Consider the following 20,741-nt stretch of genomic DNA (forward strand, 5'->3'; position numbering starts at 1 on the left):
TCTCGCGAATACAAGACCTAGATCAGCAGCAGGCCCTTCATGCTGGAATAGCCCTTTCGCCCGATGATGATGTGGTCATGCACGGAAATGCCCAGCCGCTTGGCGGCTTCGATGATCTCTTTCGTCATCTCGATATCGGCACGCGACGGCGTCGGGTCGCCGGAGGGGTGATTGTGGACCAGGATGATCGCGGTGGCCGACAGTTCGAGCGCGCGCTTGACCACTTCCCTGGGATAGACGGGCGTGTGGTCGACCGTGCCTGTCTGCTGCACCTCGTCTGATATCAGCGCGTTCTTCTTGTCGAGGAAAAGGATGCGGAACTGCTCGCGCGCCTCGAACGCCATGGCCGAGCGGCAATAGTCGAGGAGCTGCTGCCATGACGAGAGGATTTCGCGGCCCTGAACCTCGCCGCGCGCCATGCGCTGGGCGGTCGCCGCGATGACCTTCAGCTCGAGCGCCACGGTCGGGCCGATGCCCGTGACCTCCTGCAACAGGCCGACGGGCGCGCCGAGCACTTCGGCCAACGTGCCGAAGCGGGCCAGCAGCGCCTTCGCGACCGGCTTGGTGTCGGCGCGCGGGATCAGGCGGAAAAGCAGGAGTTCCAGCAGTTCATAGTCGGGCAAGGCATCCGGGCCGGCCGAGGCAAAGCGCTCGCGCAGACGATCACGGTGGCCGAGATAGTGAGGCTTTTCGGCGGGAGCCTGTCTGGCCTTCGTGGCTTGCCGCACTGGCACCTCGGAGAAGAAACTCCGCTCGTCGTCATCGCCCTGTGTCGCCATGTGCCGCCCATCCAGCCCGAGCAATGATCGCTGATCCCCGCGAAACACTAGGACGGCGGGCGGGGGCGGTCGAGGTCTTTTCGGCGGCAAGGAATAAGTAAGCCAACGACCTCAACGCAATGTTGCGGCAATGGGGGTCGCGCAAGCTCATGGCATCGCCATTGATGGCCCCGCATTGGAGGACCAAGATGCCCAGCCTCGTTCGTATCCTGCTGTCCGTCGGGCTGTTTCTGAGCTTCAGCCCTGCAATGGCTGCCCTGGTGATCGATGCCGTACCCGCCGGTAGCCGCTCTGATCAGAACCTCCCGATCCATTTCATCCAATACGATGATCCTTGCACGGACGGCCGTTACAGCGACGGCAAGCCGCATAACTGCCGGGAGCTCCTGCGCATGCTGGACCGCCGGGAGCGTTATCGGGAACGGCACGACAATTACCCGCGCGAACGCTACGATCCCTGCATCAATGGCAGGGTCAGCGATGGCCGTCCGCGCAGTTGCCGGGAAATAATGCGCTGGCTACGAGATATGGACGAGGACGAAGACTGGCGGCCGCGCAAACACTGGAGATAGGCCGCTATTCAAGACCTCGCCACGGCGTCCTAAACCGGCAGGCCGGGGCGGTCGAGCTTTTTGGGCGACAGCGTGAAAATCTCGCAGCCGGTGTCGGTCACCCCGATCGTGTGCTCATACTGCGCCGACAGCGAGCGATCGCGCGTCACCGCCGTCCAGCCGTCCGACAGGACTTTCACATGCGGCCGGCCAAGATTGATCATCGGTTCGATGGTGAAGATCATGCCGGCGCGCATTTCCACGCCTTCATTGGCGCTGCCATAATGCAGGATGTTTGGGGCATCATGGAACAGCTGGCCGACGCCGTGGCCGCAGAAATCGCGCACCACGGAGCAGCGCTCCGCTTCGGCGTAGGTCTGGATGGCGGCGCCGATGGCGCCGGTGCGCGCGCCCGGCCTGACCGCGGCGATGCCGCGCAACAGGCACTCATGGGTGACCTCGAGCAGGCGTTCGGCGGCCCGCTTGATCGTGCCGACCGGATACATGCGCGAGGAATCGCCGTGCCAGCCATCGAGGATGTAGGTCACGTCGATGTTGACGATATCGCCATCCTTCAGCGGCTTGTTGTCGGGAATGCCGTGACAGACGACATGGTTGATCGAGGTGCAGGACGATTTCGTGTAACCGCGATAGTTGAGTGTGGCCGGCAGCGCGCCGTTGTCCATGCCGAACTCGAAGACGAAACGGTCGATCGTGTCCGTGGTGACGCCGGGACCGACCATTGGCACCAGCTCGTCCAGGCAGCGCGCGGTGAGGTCGCATGCCTTGCGCATGCCGGCAAAGCCTTCCTCGCCATAGAGGCGGATCTGGCCGGTGTTTCTGAGCGGTGCAGTGGCGGCGTCGAGATAGGTGACCATTTTGTCCATATAGAAGGTGGCGCGCGGCAGGAGTGAGGCGCGTAAGTGGCACCAGATTTGGCACTTGGGGGCGAAAGGTTCAAGGAAGAACTGCCTGATGCGGTCTCAGCCGCCCGGATATTCGCTTGCCGAGGCAATGCTTTCCGTTTTTCGCGGCGTTGCTTTCACTGCCGGGCCGCCTGGTGCCGGCAGGCTTTGCCTTTGCCCGCTGCAGCAAAGCGGCGTGTTTCCGCAGTGACGACACATTTCCGTGGCACAAAACGAACGAAGCAACTTTTGACGACGAACGGCGTTGCTTGGGCGATGCCGGTTCGGGAGATGTCGAATGGACAGATTGCAATTCGAGGTGCCGGTGCGCATCGCACCAGGCCCCGGCTTGCCCGTCGAGGAAATCTACAGCGTCGAGCAGGCGCTCGATTTTCTGCAGGATTGGCCGGCACGCCGGCAGGGGCCGGTGTATCAGAAAGCCTTCAATGCCTGTTTCGGTGCCACGGTGGATGTGGTCGAGACCGAAGACGCCTGCCGGGCGTTCATGGCGTTCTGCCGTGTCACCGGACTGATGGCCGGCGACATGATGGTGCCGCGCAAGCGCGGCGGCGAGGCGAGAGCACTGCCGGCCTGAGGGCCGCCGGGTGAACCAGTTCGGGTTCGAAAGTACATGACAATTCGCGTGCGCGACGCATCGGCCGGCCACCGTTAAGCTTCCGTTTCCACCTTCGCTGTTAGCCATTGCTTGTTCGGCAATGGTTGATTCGTTGCGTCAGTTTCATGGTTCGGAAGATGTACCCAGAAAAAGTCCGTGCGTTCCCGATCGATCGTCAGGTATTCTTGGTCAGGGAAGTTGCCGCCAAGCTCGGCAATCTGCATGGCGAGACCGCCACCTCGTTCTGGAAGGCAAAAGCGACGGAGTTGCTCGATCTCGTTGTCGGGACGGGCAGGGACAGAACGGCAGCCAGCGACGAAGTGCGCAGGTTCTTCCTGGCCGTGCAAAGAGAATTGTTGGCTGAGTCGAACGGTGAGTCCGCGCCAGTTCTTTCCGCCTGAAGCGGCGGACGCCGATCAGGCAATGGGACCCCCGATCAAACAATGGCACCCCTGATCGAAAATGAGCCTAAGTTTTAGCCATTCGTTCATATATGCGTGCTTTCTAATTGATCATGGTATTCAACTGCTTCACCCGGATACGGCTGACGGCGGCTGGCATAGGTCGCAGCAGAGCCGCGAACGTCGCCACCATCTTTGCCCTCACGCTGCCGATCGTTGTCGGTGCGGCGGGTTTTGGCGTGGAAACCTCCTATTGGTACTATAACAGCTTGAGACTGCAGGCCACGGCGGATGCCGCGGCCTATGCCGGCGCGCTGGAGCAGATCTCGGGTTCCGATACGCCGACGATTGTCGCGGCGGCGACCCAGTCGGCGGCGACGAATGGGCTTGGCGGGGGCACGATCGTCGTCAATACGCCGCCCGCATCCGGACCGAACACGGCCAAGAAAGCGGTTGAGGTGATCGTCGGCCAAAAGCTCAATCGGATGTTCACCTCGATCTTCACTCAGACCCAGGTTCCAGAACAGGCGAGGGCCGTGGCCCTCATCACCAATGCTTCGAAGGCCTGCATGCTGGCGCTCGATCCGACCGCCTCGCAGGCTGCCCTGTTCTCAGGCAACACCAGCGTGAAGGTCACGGGCTGCTCGGTGATGGCCAATTCGATTGCCTCGGATGCCATCAAGCTTCAGGGATCGGCGGGTCTCCAGGCCGATTGCCTGATCACGGCGGGCGGCGTCTCTCTCAGCAACCCCGTCACCACCGTTTGCGCGGCCCCGATCACCCAGGCGCTGCCTGCCGCGGATCCATTTGCCGGCCTGCCGGCCCCGGCGGCCTCGAACCCCTGTCAGAACGCCAACAAATCAGCGCTGGGCCCGGGTACATATTGCAACGGACTGAGCTTGAGCGGCAGCGTGACGCTGCAGCCTGGCGTTTATGTTATCCAGGGTGGCGATTTCAGGGTGAACGCGAACGCCAACGTCGCCGGCGATGGCGTCCTTATTTACCTCGCCGGCGGATCGCGTGTGTCGATGAATGGCAACGCCACGGTAAATTTGAGCGCGGCGACGTCCGGCACTTACTCGGGCGTGCTGATGTATGGCGACAGAACGGCCATCGGCGGACAGAGCACCTTCAACGGCACGGCAACCTCGCTACTGACAGGCGCGCTCTATTTTCCCAAGCAGCAGGTCAATTATCTCGGCAATTTCTCCGGCCAGAACGGATGCACCCAGGTTGTCGCCGACATGATCCAATGGTCCGGCAACTCGACCATCAATCAGGACTGCACAAGTCTCGGAATGCGCGACATTCCCGCCACGCAATCCGTAGCGCTGGTCGAGTAGCTTTCCATGGGACGACCATCAGTGCCGATCCTGAGCGATGATACCGGCGTCGCCGCGGTCGAGTTCGCACTGGTGCTCCCTTTCCTGTGCGTGGCCTTGCTTGGCATCCTGGACGGCTGGTCCTATGTGACCAGCTCACTGTCGATGCGTGCCGGCGTAAAGACCGCCGCGAACCTGATCATGGCCGGGTCGACCAATGATACGGCGACCCAGGCCGTTGCCATTGCGAGCTGGGAAAAGCGGCCGGCGGACGGCCAGGTCGCCCTAAGCCGGATTTATATGTGCGGGACTACCGTGGTCGACGCGTCCACTTTGTGCAGCGGGCCGAAGACGCCCTCGGTCTTTGTTCAAATCCAGGCATCTGCCACCTGGCAGCCGCCCGTCACCTTCGGCGTCTTTTCCGCCTCCAGCACCATCGGCCACCTGGAGGTGATCCGTGTTCGGTAATGCGATGGGCTTCAGGGCCGATCGATCGGGCGGAGCCGCGCTCGAATTCGCGCTGATCGCACCGTTCCTCATCATGCTGCTGTTCGGAATCTTCGCCTTCGGCTGGTCGATGAATTCGGCCTCAAGCGTTCGGTACACGCTGGAGGCGTCCGCACGGTCCCTGCAGCTTAACAACACGCTGACTCAGGCCGACATCCAGGCGATCGCGACGCAGAAACTGCTTGCGCTGGGTCTGAAGGATGTCAACGTCACGATCGCCATCGATCCCGTGAGCGGCGGCTTTCGCATGGCGCACCTGACCGCTGCCTATGCGTTCGTCATAGACTTCCCGTACTTCAGTGCCTTTCCGATCAATTATGCGACGACCGTTACCGTGCCGCTGGTCGGCAGCTAGACGTGGGCTGTCCCTGCTATGTCGGCGAAGGACGTTTGGAACGGTTCCATTCCGCCCAGTAACAGGCTCTTTTGCCAGGGCGGGATTGCCGAAATTTTTACCCAAGATATCAAGAATCTTTAAACTCCTGCCCTTTACGAAAGCACGTATGGCCTCGTGGCGGAGCGGCTACGCTAGAGACTGCAAATCTCGGAAGCCTCGGTTCGATTCCGAGGCGAGGCCTCCAAAATCCCGATGCGGCTGGATTGTCGACCGGGACAGGATTGGAGCCCATCCCTGGTTCCATTCCGCATTACGCTAAGCGGTTCCGCTTGGGTGCAAAAAGCTCTAACGGAACAGATATCTCGACACCTCGGGGTTGCCGCGGCGCCACATCACGTTGTCGAGGAAATAGTGGTGTACGTTGATGAAAATCAACACGATGAAGAAGAACAGCGACGACCCAAGGACCTCCCGGTCATAGGGGACAATGGCGGTCAGCGCGGTCGGAATCAGCCAGAAACCCAGACCGCCAAGGAGGAGGCCAGCACTAATGAACTCCAGGAGCCGCACTCTGTAGGCCGGACCAAGAATCGACAGGATTCTGGATTGCGGAATTTTTTCGGCATCGCGCGCATCACGCTCGACATTGCTCTGATAGCGCCAGACCACCGCCAGGTACTGCAAGGAATGGAGCGCCGGCACTACGAGCAGCCAGAGCGGGTTTGTCCTTACGATCAGAATCCAAAGATATAGCGACGCGCTGTAGGCGATGATGCCGTTATATGGCAGGCTGCCGCCATTCCTGGTCCAGCGATTGATCAGCATCACAACCGTGGCAGCCGTGGAGGCGGCCGCGGCCGAGAGTGCAATCGCATTGAGCCATGCAGGGGTGGCAAACGTGTAATATTCCAGCCCCAGGTATTTTCCCTGGCTGACCGCCGTGTTCGTCTGAAGCCACGCGAACAGCCAAACGGCATAGCTGTTGACCAGCAGGATTTTCTTGTCCGGATCGGTGAAGAACCGGCGCTTCAGGACGGCATCCACCATCAACATGCCGTAGCCTTGCTTGACGTAGTGCCAACCCACGAAAAAGAACATCGCGTTGGTTGCATTCCCCAAGAGCCGGGCGTTAGCCGTTATCGAGCCATAAGCGAAAAATGCGCCCATGAGCAGGGGAACGACGATGCCGGCGAAGATGTAGCGGATCTGCAGGTTCCTGTCGTATCCGTCGCCACGCAGCTTCCGCCCAAAATTGCGGTAGAAGAGTTGGTAGGAGTGGGCGAAGTGCGGATAGTTGATCAGATAAGCCAGGAAAAGCATCGTCGCCGCAACGAGCCCTTCGTATCTCAGCGGCACGAAATACAGCACGGGCAAAATTAGGAATGCGCTGCCGCCAAGCATCAGAAAGTCCGCGAGCGGACCAAAGAGATATTTTGGAGGCGTTGCCGCAGGAGCGCGTGTATCCGCCGAAAGGTGAACTGCCATATGAGCGCTCCCTTCGGGTCCATTTAACCACCGGCCTGTATGCTCGACAAGATCGAGAATCCGAGCGGTCACCAACAGGCTTGAGCATCGGCCGCAACGGACGCCGTGATCCTCAAATTGTCGATGCGGTGCCGCCCTGCCAAATCTGCCGGGCACTCGCTGTGTAGAATCGGGAAGGAGAGACCGAGGTCTGAAAAATCTGGTACGCCCAAGGGGAATCGAACCCCTGTTACCGCCGTGAAAGGGCGGTGTCCTAACCGCTAGACGATGGGCGCGCTCAGACGAAGCGGCTTATACTGGCGTTGTGCGCAACCGGCAACCCGTTAGGTGCCGCCTTGGACAACTTTTTTCCGGCCTGCCAAATCAGCGTTTTCGCGGGGGGAAGAGCTTGCAATTTGCTATGACGTCAGGCGCCCCGGCATCCTGGAGTGTTCGCGACGAAGCTTCTCTTCCGCTCTGCCCGTGGATGACGAAGTCGGGGACTTCCGCTGACAGGCTCCAGCCTGCCAAATCGCCGCTAGCCGTCGTCACCGCCGCTGCGCCGGCGGCAGCGCCAGTTCCAGTCGCGCTCGGGGCCGACGTCGACATGAACCGATTCGGTGTGGCAGTAGGTGCCGACGCCGCCGCGGCCGGGCATGGTCCTGATGTAATTCGCAAGCTCCCATTTGGAGACGCCGGGCACCTGGATGTCGGCGGCGGCGCAATACATGTGCAGCGAATTCTTGGCGCCGTTGGCGCGACGGTTGCGGGCCGGATCGCGATAGCCCGAGGTCACCATCATCTTGCGGCCGTAATGGCCTTCGATCGTCTTCAGCACGCGCACAAGGGACGGCTTCAGGCAAGCCACGTCGACGCTCTCATTCTGCTTCAAGAGACCGTTGGGCGCGAGCCGAGCCATGCCGGCGGCGGAGGCAACCTGATAGGAGCCGCCCGAGCCTTCGTCCTCGTTTAGGTCGACGTCGCTTTCATCGTCGAGGCCGGATTTGCGCTTGATCTCGAACAGGGCCGTCTGGCGCACGCCGGGCAAGGCGTCGCTGCCGGTGATGTGACCGGCATCGCCGCCAAGTGAAGCCAGTTGCAGTGGCTTCTGCGTGGAATCAGCAGAGGCCAAAGTGATGATCGGTTTTGCCGCGGCCGGAGCAGGCTTGGGCTGCACGGCAGGCTGTTCGCCCGATCGGGTGTTGACCAGCGGAGCAGGCGTCGCCGAAGCCGGGGTGGCGCCAAACATCGACGCCAGGAAGCCTTTTTTCTTCGGCGCGTCGGCTTGCGGTGCCTCGCCGGCGGTCACGTACACCGGATTGTTCATCACCGGTGCCGCGGCTGGCGTCGGCGCCGTCGCGGCGGCATCGGCGGCGGCGATCTTCTGGGCGACCGCGTCTGTCTGCTGCGCCGTCTGTACCGGCTGCTGCAAGGACTGCGGCGTCTGTCCCGCGATCGTTTCCGCGCCGGCCGGTATGGTGAGCGGGAAAGTGGCCCCAGGCTTGGCAATCGGTACGTAAGCAACCTTTTCGGGGAGTGCCGTGTCGCTTTCGCTCATCACGGTCGTCTGCTCTGTCGCCACTTGCGACGACGAATCAGCGGCGAGAGGCTTGCCCGCAGAGGCGGCGTGGAGGTCCGATTCGGAAGCATTATAGCCGGGCATTCCAACCGACATTGTCGGATCGCCAGCCGATGTGCAGGAGGCCAGAAGCATGGAGCAGAGCGCTGCCACAATGGCGCGGCGTTCTCCCTTTGCGAGGCTCCATCCTGCTGATTTCAAAGTCAAATTCCCCCTCGGTGTCCGATCGGTATATACCTGGCGCCGACTGGTATTTCCGCGTCAGGTGGACCTTTGTCTCCGATCCGGAAACGAGACCTGTGTCAAATCAGCAAGCCTGTAAGTATTTTTGCAGCGATTGCCGAATTGCGGCCGCTTGATGGTTGACGACACCATTTCGCCCGCTTTTGCGGGGGCGTCAACTCACCAGACATTACAGTCCGTTACACACGCACCTTGACATAGGTCCCGGGAGCATCGCCCAAGGTTTTCATATGCTTGCCGGGTTTGCGGGCAGGCACACGGGTGTTGTCCTTGGCCTCTATCCAGCCTTGCCAGTGCGGCCACCAGGATCCCGGATGGTCGGTGGCGGAGGCTATCCACTGGTCGAAGTCGCCCTTCGGCGGACCGCCGGTCCAGTACTGATATTTGTTGGATGCGGGCGGATTGACGACGCCAGCTATATGGCCCGATCCCGCCATCACGTACTCGACCGGGCCGCCGAAATATTTCGAGCCAAGGAAGACGGACAGAGCCGGCGCGATGTGATCTTCCCGGGAGGCGAGATTGTAGACCGGAATAGTGACATCGCCGAGCGAGATCGTGTGGCCCGCCAGTTGCATCGTGCCGCGCGAGAGGTTGTTCTCGAGATAGCAGTTGCGCAGGTAGAAGGAGTGGTTGGCCGCCGCCATGCGGGTCGAATCGGCGTTCCAGTAGAGCAGGTCGAAGGGCAGGGGGTCCTTGCCGCGCATGTAGTTGTTGACGACATAGGGCCAGATCAGGTCACCCGAGCGCAGCATGTTGAAGGCGGTCGCCATCTTGGTGCCGTCGAGATAGCCCTTTTCGTTCATCGACTTTTCCACCGCCGCGACCTGTTCCTCGTCGACGAACACTTTCAGATCGCCGGCATGGGTGAAGTCGACCTGTGTGGTGAAGAAGGTCGCCGACTTGATGCGGTCGTCGCCTTCCCCAGCCATCAGCGCCAAGGCCGCCGCCAGCAACGTGCCACCGACGCAGTAGCCTATAGCATTGACGTCGCGCTCGCCGGTCGCTTTCTCGATCGTGTCGAGGCCGTATTGCAGGCCTTCCCTGATATAGGCTTCCCAGTTCTTGGCGCCGTGGCGTTCATCCGGATTGATCCAGGAGATGACGAAAACGGTGTGGCCTTGCTCGATCGCCCAGCGGATGAAGGATTTCTGCGGGTTGAGGTCGAGTATATAGAACTTGTTGATCCAAGGCGGGCAGATCAGCAGCGGGCGCTTCAGCACCGTCTCGGTCGCCGCATCATACTGGATGATCTCGGCGACATCGCTGCGGCCGACCACCTTGCCGGGCGTGGTGGCGATGTTCCTGCCGATCTCGAAGGGTGAATAGTCAGCCTGACGCAGTTTGAGGTCGCCTTTGCCGGCGGCGATGTCCTCAGCCAGCATCTTCATGCCGCGCACCAGGTTTTCGCCGTTGGAGGCGACGGTTTCGCGAAACAGTTCGGGATTGGTCAGGATGAAATTGGACGGCGAGATGGCGTTGGATACTTGCTTGACGTAGAAGCTCGCCTTGTGGCGGGTATGCTCGTCCAGGCCTTCGGCATGGTCGACCAGTTCGGACGCCCAGCGCGAGGTGACCAGATAGGCCTGTTTCAAGAAGTCGAAGAAGGCGTTGCGGCCCCATTCCGGGTCCTGGAACCGCTTGTCGCCGCGCTCCGGCTTGACGGCATCGTCGGCGCCCTCGGCATTGGGGCTGACGCGCTGGATGGCGTTCGCCCAAACCGTCATGTAGCCAGCGAACAGCCGCGTCTGCGCTTCGAGCGCCCGCTGCGGATCGGCGAGCCAGTATTCGCTGAGCTTGGAGAAGGTCTTGACCATGTCGACCACCGGCTCGGCGACTTGGTCGCGCACCTCACCTTTTTCGCGCGGTTCGGCCCACGCGGAAGCCGCCTTGCCAGCCTGCTCGATCATCCGCGCCATGTTCAGCGCGAAGCGTTCCGGGTCCTTCACCAGATATTGCTCGACCGTCGAAGGTCCGCCATCTTCCGCTTTGCCCGAATCGGGTGTTTTGGACATGGTTCGCGGGGTTCCTCCGGAAGCGTTTTCTTGACATATTAACATGGGACATCCGACAGGGTCCAATCTCGCTCTACCCCGGCTGCCAAGGAAACAATATGACGATTAAGTTTGGCGAGACTGTTTTTTTCGGTGCCGGCCACTTTTGCCGCATCAGCGCGGCCCTCATGCTCCTGGCCGTTGCCGGATGCTCGAGCACGAATACCAGCGGTCCGGTGCCGATGGCCACCGACGCGGGCCCGAAGGACACCGGCACCTTTCCGAACCTCAACATCCCGCCGCAGGTGGCGGCGAAACAATTCACCGAGGCCGAGAAGAAAGCCAAGCTCGCCCAGTTGAAGGCCGACGAGAACGGGCAGGGCGCCAAGGGCGGCGGCGCGGCCGTCACCAACCAGGCGGCGCTGACCGATCTCGCCAAGAAACATGGTCCGCAGACCCTGAAGCAGATCGAAGGCAAATGCGACCCCGCCCTCGACCCTACCTGCAAATGAGTATATAGCGCGCGCCCAACGCTCCCTTGCTGTCTGGAACTGCCATGGAAGAATTTCACAAGGTCCGCCGGCTTCCGCCTTACGTGTTCGAGCAGGTCAACCGGCTCAAGGCGAGCGCCCGTTCGCGGGGCGCCGACATCGTCGACCTCGGCATGGGCAACCCGGACCTGCCGACGCCCAAGGCCATCGTCGACAAATTGTGCGAGGTCGTGCGCGATCCGCGCACGCACCGCTATTCCTCGTCGCGCGGGATTCCCGGTTTGCGCCGCGCCCAGGCAAACTACTATGCCCGCCGCTTCGGCGTGAAGCTCAACCCCGACACCCAGGTGGTGGCCACGCTCGGTTCGAAGGAAGGCTTCGCCAACATGGCGCAGGCGATCACCGCGCCCGGCGACGTGATCCTGTGCCCCAACCCGACCTATCCGATCCATGCCTTCGGCTTCATCATGTCGGGTGGGGTCATTCGCTCGCTGCAAGTCGAGCCCGATGACGGCTTCATTCCGGCGCTCGAGCGCGGCGTCCGCCATTCGATCCCGAAGCCGCTGGCGCTGATCCTCAACTATCCATCGAACCCGACGGCACTGGTCGCCTCGCTCGATTTCTACAAGGACGTGGTGGCCTTCGCCAAGAAGAACGACATCATCATCCTGTCCGACCTCGCCTATTCGGAAATCTACTTCGACGGCAATCCGCCGCCTTCCGTGCTGCAGGTGCCGGGCGCCATCGACGTCTGCGTCGAGTTCACCTCGATGTCGAAGACCTTCTCCATGCCCGGCTGGCGCATGGGCTTCGCCGTCGGAAACGAACGGCTGATCTCGGCGCTGACCCGGGTCAAATCCTATCTCGACTACGGTGCCTTCACGCCGATCCAGGTGGCGGCGGCGCACGCGCTCAATGGCGACGGCGCCGATATCGCCGAGGTGCGCGACATCTATCACAAACGCCGCGACGTGATGGTCGATGCGTTCGGCCGCGCGGGATGGACCATTCCGGCCCCCGCGGCCTCGATGTTCGCCTGGGCGCCGATCCCTGAGCCGTTCCGTCATCTGGGCTCGCTCGAATTCTCCAAGCTGCTCATCGAGCACGCCGATGTGGCGGTGGCGCCCGGTGTCGGCTTCGGCGAACATGGCGACGATTTCGTGCGCGTAGCACTGGTCGAGAACGAACACCGGATTCGCCAGGCGGCACGCAACATCAAGCGCTTCCTGTCGGCCAGCGCCAAGCAGCCCAACAATGTGGTGCCGCTGTCCGCCCACCGGTAAATACAAATTCGATCTTATTTGAGGGGCGTCGCCTTCCATGGCTGAAGCACTGCGTGTTGGAATTGCTGGACTTGGCACGGTCGGTGCATCGGTGGCGCGCGTGTTGCGCGACAAGGCGGCGGAACTGACCCGCCAATGCGGGCGCGACATCATCGTGTCGGCGATTTCCGCACGCGACCGGAAACGCGAGCGTGGCATCGATCTGAGCTCCGCGAATTGGTTCGACGATCCGGTCAAGATGGCGCAGACCGCCGAGATCGACGTGTTCGTCGAGCTGATCGGCGGCGATGAGGGGTCGGCGCGCGCCTCGGTGAAGGCCGCGCTCGAAGCCGGCCGCCATGTCGTCACCGCCAACAAGGCGCTGCTTGCCAAGCATGGCGTGGCGCTTGCCGAAATCGCTGAAAAGAAGGGCGTGCTGCTCAATTACGAGGCCGCGGTGGCAGGCGGCATCCCGGTCATCAAGACGATGCGCGAGGCGATGGCCGGCAATTCCGTCACTCGTGTCTTCGGCATCCTCAACGGCACCTGCAACTATATCCTGACCCGCATGGAGGCCGAGGGCGTCTCCTTCGACGTCGTGCTGAAGGACGCGCAGCGGCTGGGTTATGCCGAAGCCGACCCGACCTTCGACATCGAGGGCCATGACACCGCGCACAAGCTGTCGATCCTGACCAGCCTTGCCTTCGGCACCAAAATCGCCGCCAACGACATCTACATGGAAGGCATTTCTAACATTACCCAGGCCGACATCCGTGCCGCCGGCGATCTCGGCTACCGGATCAAGCTGCTCGGTGTCGCCCAGCGCACCGAAAGCGGCATCGAGCAGCGTGTGCACCCAACCATGGTGCCGACTGCTTCGGTCATCGCGCAGGTGCATGGTGTCACCAACGCGGTGGCGATCGAGACCGATATCCTGGGCGAGTTGCTGCTCTCGGGCCCCGGCGCCGGCGGCAATGCCACCGCCTCGGCGGTCATCGGCGACATCGCCGACATCGCCAAGAGCCGGCCCGGCTTCCAGCATGGTCCCGTCTTCGGCCGGCCGGCGAAGGAGCTGAAACCGTATAAGAAGGCGCAGATGCGCAGCCATGCCGGCGGCTACTTCATCCGGCTGACCGTGCACGACCGCATCGGCGTGTTCGCGGCGATCGCCAAGCGCATGGCCGACAACGATATTTCGCTGGAATCGATCGTCCAGCATGCGGTCAGCGGCGAGGCGGCGGCGCAGAAGACGGTGATCCTCGTCACCCACGAGACTACCGAGGCCGCCGTGCGCAAGGCTGTCGACGGCATCACCAAGGACGGCCATCTGACCGACAAGCCACAGGTCATCCGCATCGAGCGGGCAGGGTAGCAGGCAGCCTTGTTGCCGTGGGCATAACCACCGGCGGTGTATCTCGGTTCGGTGAGGACGTCCCGTTGCCGCCGGAACGAATTGGCGTCGGTACCGTTCTCTTGGTCAGCAACCAAGGGAGCCGCTTCATGGCCGATACCAACAAATCCGACGCCCCTGACATCGGCGACATCCAGAAGACGCTGGAAAAGCAGATCGCCGACCTGCGCAAGGAGATCACCAAGATCAACAAGAGCATTTCGCAGCGCAGCGCGGAAATGCTCGATGATGCCAGTGAGCAAGCATCGGATTTCTACGATACTGCCGCTTCCCGCGCCTCGCGGACAGCGCAGCAGTTGCGCAGCCAGGCCCAGTCCGTTTCGGAAGTCGCGCGTGAAAATCCGGGCACGACGACCGCCGTGGTTGGCGTGATCGGCCTGCTCGGGTTTCTGGCCGGGATTGCCGTCGGCCAGTCGATGAACGACACCTCGCGCCGCTGGTATTGACCGCGCCGATATTGAGCCGGCAATGCCGGCTCATTTCTCCGTTTTAGCAAGTCATTTAAGGAGGGCACTATGGCTTCGTCCGTGTTAATCGGCATCCTGATCACATTTCTCGTCATCATTCTCGTTCTCTACCTGGTGCAGCGGCTGCCGCTTGATGCCAGGATGAGGCAGATCGTCCAGGTCATCGTCATCATCATCGGCATTATTTCGCTGCTCAAATACCTCGCGGTTTTCTAGGACCACGAAGACGGCAATTTCTGTTTCGTGCCGGCTCGGTTTATCTCAAACCGGGCCGGCATTGTTTTCAAAAATTCGGTTCAATCGATTGATATTGCTATCCTTTCGATAAACCATCCGGCAGGTCTTGCCGTTGTCATGGTCGTTTGACAAAACAAGCACGCCTCTGGCGGGAGGCGGCATCAAACGAGGATTTGCCGAATGAATGTGGCCCAGAACATCGTCGCCGGCCTTGACCGGATACTCACCATGGAACTGGTGCGCGTCACCGAACGGGCCGCGGTCGCGGCCGCCAGGCTGCGCGGCCGCGGCGACGAAAAGGCTGCCGACCAGGTCGCCGTCGATGCCATGCGTGAGGAGCTCAACCGCCTCGCGATCAAGGGCACGGTGGTGATCGGCGAGGGCGAGCGGGACGAGGCGCCGATGCTCTATATCGGCGAGGAGGTCGGGACCGGCAAAGGGCCCGCGGTCGATATCGCGCTTGATCCGCTCGAAGGCACGACGATCTGCGCCAAGAACCTGCCGAACGCGCTCGCCGTGATCGCGATCGCCGAGAAGGGCAGCCTGCTGTTCGCGCCCGACGTCTACATGGACAAGATCGCGGTCGGTCCCGGTTACGCCGACGGGGTCATCGATATCGACGCCTCGCCGGCCGAAAACGTCGCCAGCCTTGCGCGAGCGAAGGGCGTTGCTGTGTCCGACATCACGGCCTGCATCCTCGACCGTCCGCGCCACGCCAAGCTGATCGATGCCGTGCGCGCCACGGGCGCCGCGATCCGGCTGATCGGCGACGGCGACGTCGCCGGCGTCATCCACACCACGGACGCGGAAGAAACCGGCATCGATATCTATCTCGGCACCGGCGGCGCGCCGGAAGGCGTGCTGGCCGCGGCGGCGTTGCGCTGCACCGGCGGCCAGATGCAAGGCAGGCTGATCCTCGATACGCCGGAAAAGGTCGCACGTGCCGCAAAGATGGGCATTTCCAATCCGAAGCGGATCTATCAAGCGGAAGACATGGCGCGCGGCGACGTGCTGTTCGCGGCCACCGGTGTCACCGATGGCAACATGCTGGCTGGCGTCAAGTTCGGCCGCACATACATCACCACCCACACGATCGTGCTGCGATCGTCATCGCGGACCGTGCGCGAGATCAAGGCCAGGCACCAGGATATGGATAAGTTCTAGACCCGCTTGCGAAGCCGGGCCGCAGTTGTTAGCCATCTGGCTGCCTCCGATGGCGGCAAGGGTTTAACGATGACACCGCCCGATCGGCATGCGGCCTCTGATGTCTCGGGCGGCCAGCGAACGGTGGGTGCACGGCTGAAAGGCGGAAAGCGTAGTTTTTCTTGAAGTCTCCCGCGGCCTTTGGCTTATCCTGCCGCCAACCATGAGTTGGCAAAGCGCATGATGGGCGAAAGGCGCCTCTTCCTCGATGTCAGGCAGTCGGCAACCGGTCTCTCCTGGGAGCACCGGCTGACCGAACGGCAGGACATGATCGCGCTCGCCATCGCACAGGGTCATGGCGTGCCCGACATCGTCGCGCGCGTTCTTGCCGGACGCGGCGTGGCCGCCGATGAGACCGAGCGGTTTCTCGAGCCGACGATCCGCGACCTGTTGCCGAACCCGGCCTCGCTGACCGATATGGACAAGGCCGCCATCCGCATCGCCGCCGCCGTCATGGCGCGGGAGAAAATTGCGATCTTCGGCGATTACGACGTCGATGGCGCCGCCTCGTCGGCCTTGCTGAAGCGGTTTCTCACGCATTTCTCGGTGCCGTCGGAAATCTATATCCCGGATCGTATTTTCGAGGGCTACGGTCCCAATCCCGATGCCATGCGCGAACTGATATCGCGCGGCGCGACGCTGATCGTCACAGTCGATTGCGGCACCAACAGCGCCGTTTCGATCGACGCGGCCAATGCCGCCGGCGCCGATGTCGTGGTGCTCGACCACCACCAGGTCGGCGGCGTCTTGCCTGCGGCAATTGCCGTCGTCAATCCAAACCGCGACGACGACCTTTCCGGACAGGGCCATCTCTGTGCCGCCGGTGTCGTGTTCCTCGCCTTGGTCCAGACCGCAAAGGTGCTGCGTGGCCTGAGCGATGTCACGCCGCCCGACCTGCTTTCCCTGCTCGATCTCGTGGCGCTTGCCACCGTCTGCGACGTGGTGCCGCTCACGGGCGTCAATCGCGCCTTCGTCGTCAAGGGTTTGCAAGTGGCGCGGCAGCAGAAGAATGAAGGAATGGCCGCGCTGGCACGAGTGTCGCGCGTTGGCGAGCCGATCAGCACCTTCCATCTCGCCTATCTGATCGGTCCGCGCATCAATGCGGGCGGGCGAATTGGCGATGCGGCACTCGGCAGCCGGCTGCTTGCAACCGACGATCCGGTCGAGGCGCAGACCATCGCCGAGACGCTAGACCGGCTGAACCAGGAGCGGCAGCTGATGGAGCAGGAGATGCTCGCCGCCGCGCGCGCCGAAGCCGATGCCGAGCTCGCGGGCGGCAGCGGGCCGGCGATCGTCGTCACCGCCAGCAACAGCTGGCACCCCGGCATCGTAGGCCTGCTTGCCTCACGACTGAAGGATCACGCACGGCGGCCGGCCTTTGCCATCGCCTTCAACGCCAACGGCACCGGCACGGGCTCGGGCCGTTCGGTGTCGGGTTTCGACCTTGGCCGGCTGGTGCGCGAAGCCGCCAATGCCGGGCTCATCGTCAAGGGCGGCGGCCATGGCATGGCTGCCGGCATCACCGTCGAGCGGGCAAGACTGGGTGAGCTCAGGGCCTTCTTCGAGGAGCGGGCAGCCGCCGACGTTTTCAGGTTGCAGGATGAGGAAAGCCTGGCGATAGACGGCGCGCTTGCCGCCGAAGGCGCGACGCTCGGCCTGCTCGATGCGTTGGAAAGGGCGGGGCCCTTCGGTGCCGGGCATGTCGCGCCTGTTTTCGTGCTGCCGCGCCATCGGCTGGCCGACATCAGGCCGGTCGGCACCAACCATATTCGCGCCGATTTACAGTCGGAGAGCGGCGGCCGCATCCAGGCGATCGCCTTTCGCGCCGTCGATACGGTGCTTGGCGAGTTCCTTTCCAAGAACCGCGGCAAGACGGTGCATGTCGCCGGCTCGCTGTCGGGCAATTACTGGAACGGCAACCGTACGGTGCAGTTTCGCATCATCGACGCCGCGCGGGCGTAGGGCGCGCCGGAAACCCGCGCAATTCAGCCGGCCGGCGCATAACGCAGCAACGTCACGCCCTGGGGGAGACTTTGCGTGCCGAGCGGGGTCAACGCCAGCGACAGGCCGGATTCAAAATATGGCTTGCCGCCACCCAGCACCACGGGATGCATATAGAGCCGGTATTCGTCGATGAGGCCGGCTCGTGCCAGAGAGGCGGCAAGGTCGGCGCCGCCAAGGATGACGAGGCCATCGGCCTGCCCCTTGAGAGATCGTACCGCATCCTCCGCATCGCCATCCACCAGCCGGGCATTGAGCCCGACTTGCCGAAGCGTGGTCGAGAAGACGATCTTCGGCGTTTCGCGCCATGCATGGGCAAAATCCCGCTCGACCTCGGTGGCGCCGGTTTCGCGTTCAGGGCTGTCCCAGAAGCGCATGGTTTCGTACATGCGCCGTCCGGCGAGCACGGCGGAAGCCTGCCTCATCATGTCGTTGAAGTGCTGGTGCAGTTCCGCCTCGGGCACTGGCAAGCCGATGTCCCCGTTCGATCGGGCGATATAGCCGTCCAACGACGTCAGCATGGAATAGACAATCCTGGCCATCGGCACCTCCGCCTCAAGCGACGCAGACACCATAACCAATTGCGTTTGGCAATCAGTTTGCCCTGAGGCCAATACAACTTGAGGAAATGGTCTAGGCGAGAACCGTCTGCAGCCGCGTCAGTTCGCCGATCTGCGCCATCGTCGCCTGGTAGCCGAGCTGGATCGCCTCGTCGGCCCGGTGAAATTCGGTGAGGCCGATATGGCTGAGCTTGGGCTGCAGCGACATGTCGGGCGGATCGCCGGCAAGTCTCGCCCGCGAAATACGGTCCTGGATGATGTTGAAGGCTTCGACCATCACGCCGGTGATGCCCAAACGCGTCTGGTGCGATTGGTGTTGGGCGTCGACCTGGCCGGGCCTTGGCGCATCCTTTTCGATAACCAGCTCGCCAGCGCTGTGCTTGATCACGGCGGCGCGGCCGAACAGGTCGTAGTGGAGGTTGACCGCCACGACGAGCGGCTGCTCGTAGGCGCGGCAGACCGAAACGGGCACCGGGTTGACCAGCGCTCCGTCCACCAGCACGCGGCCGTTGCAATCGACAGGCTCGAACACGCCAGGCAGCGCGTAGGACGCGCGCATGGCGGTGATCAGCGATCCGCTCGACAGCCAGATCTCGTGGCCGGTGCGGATTTCCGACGCGACGCAGACAAATGGCTTGGGCAGATCGTCGAAGCGGATGCCGGCCACGTGCTCGCGCAGGCGCGCGTCCAGCTTCATCCCGCCGAAGAGGCCGCTGCCGCGCAGGTTGAGATCGAGCAGGCCGAAGATACGTCGTCTGGTGAGGCTGCGGGCGAACTCTTCCAGCTCATCCAGTTTGCCGGCGAGATAACAGCCACCGACCAGGGCGCCGATCGAGGTGCCGGCGATCATCGAAACTTCGATGCCGGCTTCATCGAGCGCGCGCAGCACGCCGATATGGGCCCAGCCTCTGGCGCAACCGCCGCCGAGCGCGAGCGAAATACCTGTTTTCTTGGGGGAGGTTGTTTCGGATGCGCCGCCTGCCGAGGACAGGCCGTTGGCCTCCCTGACATCTGGTCTGTTACGCAATGACGCCCATTCGAGCATCATGATCTCCCTTGTCCCAGGCTAGTATACGGACGGGCCGTATCGAAATGATGAATCTATGTGGTCGGTGTCAGGCAGAAGGTTCAAGCTGATGGCTTCCGATACGTGTTTTCCGCATCGAACAGCGGCTTGCTGCCGTCGTCGGCAAGCGTCCCCTTGCCGTCGATCAGCCCCACCGTCCGATAAAAGCATGAACGCCGGCCGGTGTGACAGGTTGCGTCGTGGCCCAACACTTTCACGCGAAGCCACACCGCATCCTGGTCACAATCCGTGAGCATCTCGACGACATGCTGGAAATTGCCCGAGGTTTCGCCCTTCTTCCAGAGCGTGTTGCGCGAGCGCGACCAGTAATGGGCAATGCCTGTTTCCAGCGTCAGAGCCAGCGCCCGTGCATTCATATGCGCGACCATCAGCAGCATGCCGTCGGCGGCATCGGTGACGACGACGGTGACAAGACCGGCGGCATCGAAGCGCGGCGAAAACACCGCGCCTTCCTCCAAGGCTTTCTTGTCCGAGGGAGCTTCCGGAAATTCCAGTGCCGACATTGCCGGTCTATCTTCCTATTGACCGCGACGTCGGCAAAGGGCTTACGCCCTGCCGCCGCGCACCATGGTGACAAAACGAACCTGCTCTTCGGGCGTATCCTTGAAGACGCCCGTGAAGGTGGAGGTCAGCGTTGTGGAACCTTGCTTACGGATGCCGCGCATGGCCATGCACATGTGCTCGGCCTCGATCATGACGGCAACGCCGCGCGGGTTGAGCACGTCCTGGATGACGCCGGCAATCTGGGCGGTCAGGGCTTCCTGCGTCTGCAGCCGATGGGCAAAGATATCGACGACGCGCGCGATCTTGGACAGGCCGACGACCTTGCCGTCGGGCAGGTAGCCGACATGCGCCTTGCCGATGATCGGCACCATGTGATGTTCGCAATGCGAATGGAACTGGATGTCCTTGACGATGACCAGGTCGTCGTAGCCGGCGACCTCCTCGAAAGTACGGCCAAGCTCCTCGGCCGGGCACATGTCGTAGCCGCCGAACATTTCGCGATAGGCCTTGGTCACGCGCTTGGGCGTGTCGATCAAACCCTCGCGATCCGGATTGTCGCCGGTCCAGCGCAGCAAGGTGCGTACGGCGGCCTCGACTTCGGCCTCGCTCGGGCGGTCGGTGACCGGCTTTTCCATATAGGCGGACTGGGGCATTAGTTTCTTGATGACGGCATCCATAAAAGGCGTCTCCCGTAGTTCCTCTCTGAGGAGGAACGAGTTGAACGGACCACGACCTTTCGGTGTCGGAAACTCGCCCCGTTTCCAGCCCCGTAAGCGGCGTGAACTTCCCGGCAAGGACAGTGGCGTTCGCCGCCTTGTCG

Annotated in this window: 22 protein-coding genes and 2 tRNA genes; 14 read left to right on the forward strand and 10 right to left on the reverse strand. The window is 62.3% G+C overall.

Annotation, left to right across the window (positions count from 1 at the left end; translation table 11 throughout):
* Positions 1–17: 17 nt before the first annotated feature.
* Positions 18–779, reverse strand: a complete 762-nt coding sequence (gene radC, locus FJ950_RS07160) for a DNA repair protein RadC (protein WP_140616103.1) — start codon at positions 777–779, stop codon at positions 18–20.
* Between the two features lie 188 nt (positions 780–967).
* Here radC and FJ950_RS07165 point away from each other — a divergent pair, with 188 nt between their 5' ends.
* Entirely contained in the window at positions 968–1,351 is a 384-nt protein-coding gene (locus FJ950_RS07165) for a hypothetical protein (RefSeq protein ID WP_140616105.1), read from the forward strand.
* A gap of 29 nt (positions 1,352–1,380) precedes the next feature.
* Here FJ950_RS07165 and map read toward each other — a convergent pair whose 3' ends face one another.
* The gene (map, locus tag FJ950_RS07170; RefSeq protein ID WP_140616107.1) at positions 1,381–2,208 is read right to left on the reverse strand and encodes a type I methionyl aminopeptidase; all 828 of its coding nucleotides are present in this window, start codon (positions 2,206–2,208) and stop codon (positions 1,381–1,383) included.
* Positions 2,209–2,533: 325 nt separating this feature from the next.
* On the opposite strand from map, the gene FJ950_RS07175 reads away from it, so the two are divergent.
* The 6 genes from FJ950_RS07175 to FJ950_RS07200 all read left to right on the forward strand — a co-directional run bounded on the left by FJ950_RS07175 (position 2,534) and on the right by FJ950_RS07200 (position 5,662).
* Entirely contained in the window at positions 2,534–2,830 is a 297-nt protein-coding gene (locus FJ950_RS07175) for a DUF982 domain-containing protein (protein ID WP_015317559.1), read from the forward strand.
* A 158-nt stretch (positions 2,831–2,988) separates the two neighbouring features.
* Positions 2,989–3,252, forward strand: a complete 264-nt coding sequence (locus tag FJ950_RS07180; RefSeq protein WP_015317560.1) for a DUF6074 family protein — start codon at positions 2,989–2,991, stop codon at positions 3,250–3,252.
* A gap of 113 nt (positions 3,253–3,365) precedes the next feature.
* Complete coding sequence (locus tag FJ950_RS07185; protein WP_181171124.1) at positions 3,366–4,595, forward strand: pilus assembly protein TadG-related protein; 1,230 nt, start codon at positions 3,366–3,368, stop codon at positions 4,593–4,595.
* A gap of 21 nt (positions 4,596–4,616) precedes the next feature.
* Complete coding sequence (locus FJ950_RS07190) at positions 4,617–5,042, forward strand: TadE/TadG family type IV pilus assembly protein (protein WP_140616109.1); 426 nt, start codon at positions 4,617–4,619, stop codon at positions 5,040–5,042.
* Complete coding sequence (locus tag FJ950_RS07195; protein ID WP_246681282.1) at positions 5,032–5,436, forward strand: TadE/TadG family type IV pilus assembly protein; 405 nt, start codon at positions 5,032–5,034, stop codon at positions 5,434–5,436. The genes FJ950_RS07190 and FJ950_RS07195 overlap by 11 nt, the downstream gene beginning before the upstream one ends.
* A 150-nt stretch (positions 5,437–5,586) precedes the next feature.
* Positions 5,587–5,662, forward strand: a tRNA-Cys gene (locus FJ950_RS07200).
* 101 nt (positions 5,663–5,763) lie between these two features.
* Here the strand turns inward: FJ950_RS07200 and FJ950_RS07205 are convergent.
* The 4 genes from FJ950_RS07205 to phaC all read right to left on the reverse strand — a co-directional run bounded on the left by FJ950_RS07205 (position 5,764) and on the right by phaC (position 10,719).
* Positions 5,764–6,903 (reverse strand): hypothetical protein, encoded by a 1,140-nt coding sequence (locus FJ950_RS07205; RefSeq protein WP_140616111.1) that lies wholly within the window; start codon positions 6,901–6,903, stop codon positions 5,764–5,766.
* A gap of 200 nt (positions 6,904–7,103) precedes the next feature.
* A tRNA-Glu gene (locus FJ950_RS07210) sits at positions 7,104–7,178 on the reverse strand.
* Between the two features lie 242 nt (positions 7,179–7,420).
* The gene (locus tag FJ950_RS07215) at positions 7,421–8,668 is read right to left on the reverse strand and encodes a YcbK family protein (RefSeq protein ID WP_140616113.1); all 1,248 of its coding nucleotides are present in this window, start codon (positions 8,666–8,668) and stop codon (positions 7,421–7,423) included.
* Between the two features lie 215 nt (positions 8,669–8,883).
* On the reverse strand, positions 8,884–10,719 hold the full coding sequence (gene phaC / locus FJ950_RS07220; protein ID WP_140616115.1) for a class I poly(R)-hydroxyalkanoic acid synthase: 1,836 nt from the start codon (positions 10,717–10,719) through the stop codon (positions 8,884–8,886).
* A gap of 98 nt (positions 10,720–10,817) precedes the next feature.
* Between phaC and FJ950_RS07225 the strand changes: the two genes are divergently transcribed.
* The 7 genes from FJ950_RS07225 (at position 10,818) to recJ (ending at position 17,731) form a co-directional block, all read left to right on the forward strand.
* Positions 10,818–11,210: a hypothetical protein gene (locus FJ950_RS07225; protein WP_015317567.1), complete on the forward strand. Its 393-nt coding sequence runs from the start codon at positions 10,818–10,820 to the stop codon at positions 11,208–11,210.
* A gap of 44 nt (positions 11,211–11,254) precedes the next feature.
* Entirely contained in the window at positions 11,255–12,472 is a 1,218-nt protein-coding gene (locus FJ950_RS07230; RefSeq protein WP_015317568.1) for an LL-diaminopimelate aminotransferase, read from the forward strand.
* Positions 12,473–12,509: 37 nt separating this feature from the next.
* Entirely contained in the window at positions 12,510–13,823 is a 1,314-nt protein-coding gene (locus FJ950_RS07235) for a homoserine dehydrogenase (RefSeq protein WP_140616117.1), read from the forward strand.
* 128 nt (positions 13,824–13,951) lie between these two features.
* The gene (locus FJ950_RS07240) at positions 13,952–14,308 is read left to right on the forward strand and encodes a hypothetical protein (protein WP_015317570.1); all 357 of its coding nucleotides are present in this window, start codon (positions 13,952–13,954) and stop codon (positions 14,306–14,308) included.
* A gap of 69 nt (positions 14,309–14,377) precedes the next feature.
* Positions 14,378–14,545, forward strand: a complete 168-nt coding sequence (locus tag FJ950_RS07245) for a Thivi_2564 family membrane protein (protein ID WP_015317571.1) — start codon at positions 14,378–14,380, stop codon at positions 14,543–14,545.
* Between the two features lie 201 nt (positions 14,546–14,746).
* Positions 14,747–15,730 carry a class II fructose-bisphosphatase gene (gene glpX, locus FJ950_RS07250; protein ID WP_015317572.1) on the forward strand — a complete coding sequence of 328 codons (984 nt, stop codon included), beginning with the start codon at positions 14,747–14,749 and terminating at the stop codon, positions 15,728–15,730.
* A gap of 219 nt (positions 15,731–15,949) precedes the next feature.
* Positions 15,950–17,731 (forward strand): single-stranded-DNA-specific exonuclease RecJ, encoded by a 1,782-nt coding sequence (recJ, locus tag FJ950_RS07255; RefSeq protein WP_140616119.1) that lies wholly within the window; start codon positions 15,950–15,952, stop codon positions 17,729–17,731.
* A gap of 23 nt (positions 17,732–17,754) precedes the next feature.
* On the opposite strand, the gene FJ950_RS07260 is transcribed toward recJ, so the two are convergent.
* The 4 genes from FJ950_RS07260 to folE all read right to left on the reverse strand — a co-directional run bounded on the left by FJ950_RS07260 (position 17,755) and on the right by folE (position 20,598).
* Complete coding sequence (locus tag FJ950_RS07260; RefSeq protein WP_140616121.1) at positions 17,755–18,312, reverse strand: dihydrofolate reductase family protein; 558 nt, start codon at positions 18,310–18,312, stop codon at positions 17,755–17,757.
* Between the two features lie 91 nt (positions 18,313–18,403).
* A complete protein-coding gene (locus FJ950_RS07265; RefSeq protein ID WP_015317575.1) occupies positions 18,404–19,375 on the reverse strand; it encodes a patatin family protein in 972 nt (323 codons plus the stop codon).
* A gap of 83 nt (positions 19,376–19,458) precedes the next feature.
* On the reverse strand, positions 19,459–19,920 hold the full coding sequence (gene hisI, locus FJ950_RS07270; RefSeq protein WP_015317576.1) for a phosphoribosyl-AMP cyclohydrolase: 462 nt from the start codon (positions 19,918–19,920) through the stop codon (positions 19,459–19,461).
* Positions 19,921–19,962: 42 nt separating this feature from the next.
* Positions 19,963–20,598, reverse strand: coding sequence for a GTP cyclohydrolase I FolE (folE, locus tag FJ950_RS07275; RefSeq protein ID WP_015317577.1), 636 nt, complete (start codon positions 20,596–20,598; stop codon positions 19,963–19,965).
* Positions 20,599–20,741 lie beyond the last annotated feature (143 nt).

It is taken from the genome of Mesorhizobium sp. B2-3-14, from assembly GCF_006442175.1.
GTDB lineage: Bacteria > Pseudomonadota > Alphaproteobacteria > Rhizobiales > Rhizobiaceae > Mesorhizobium > Mesorhizobium australicum.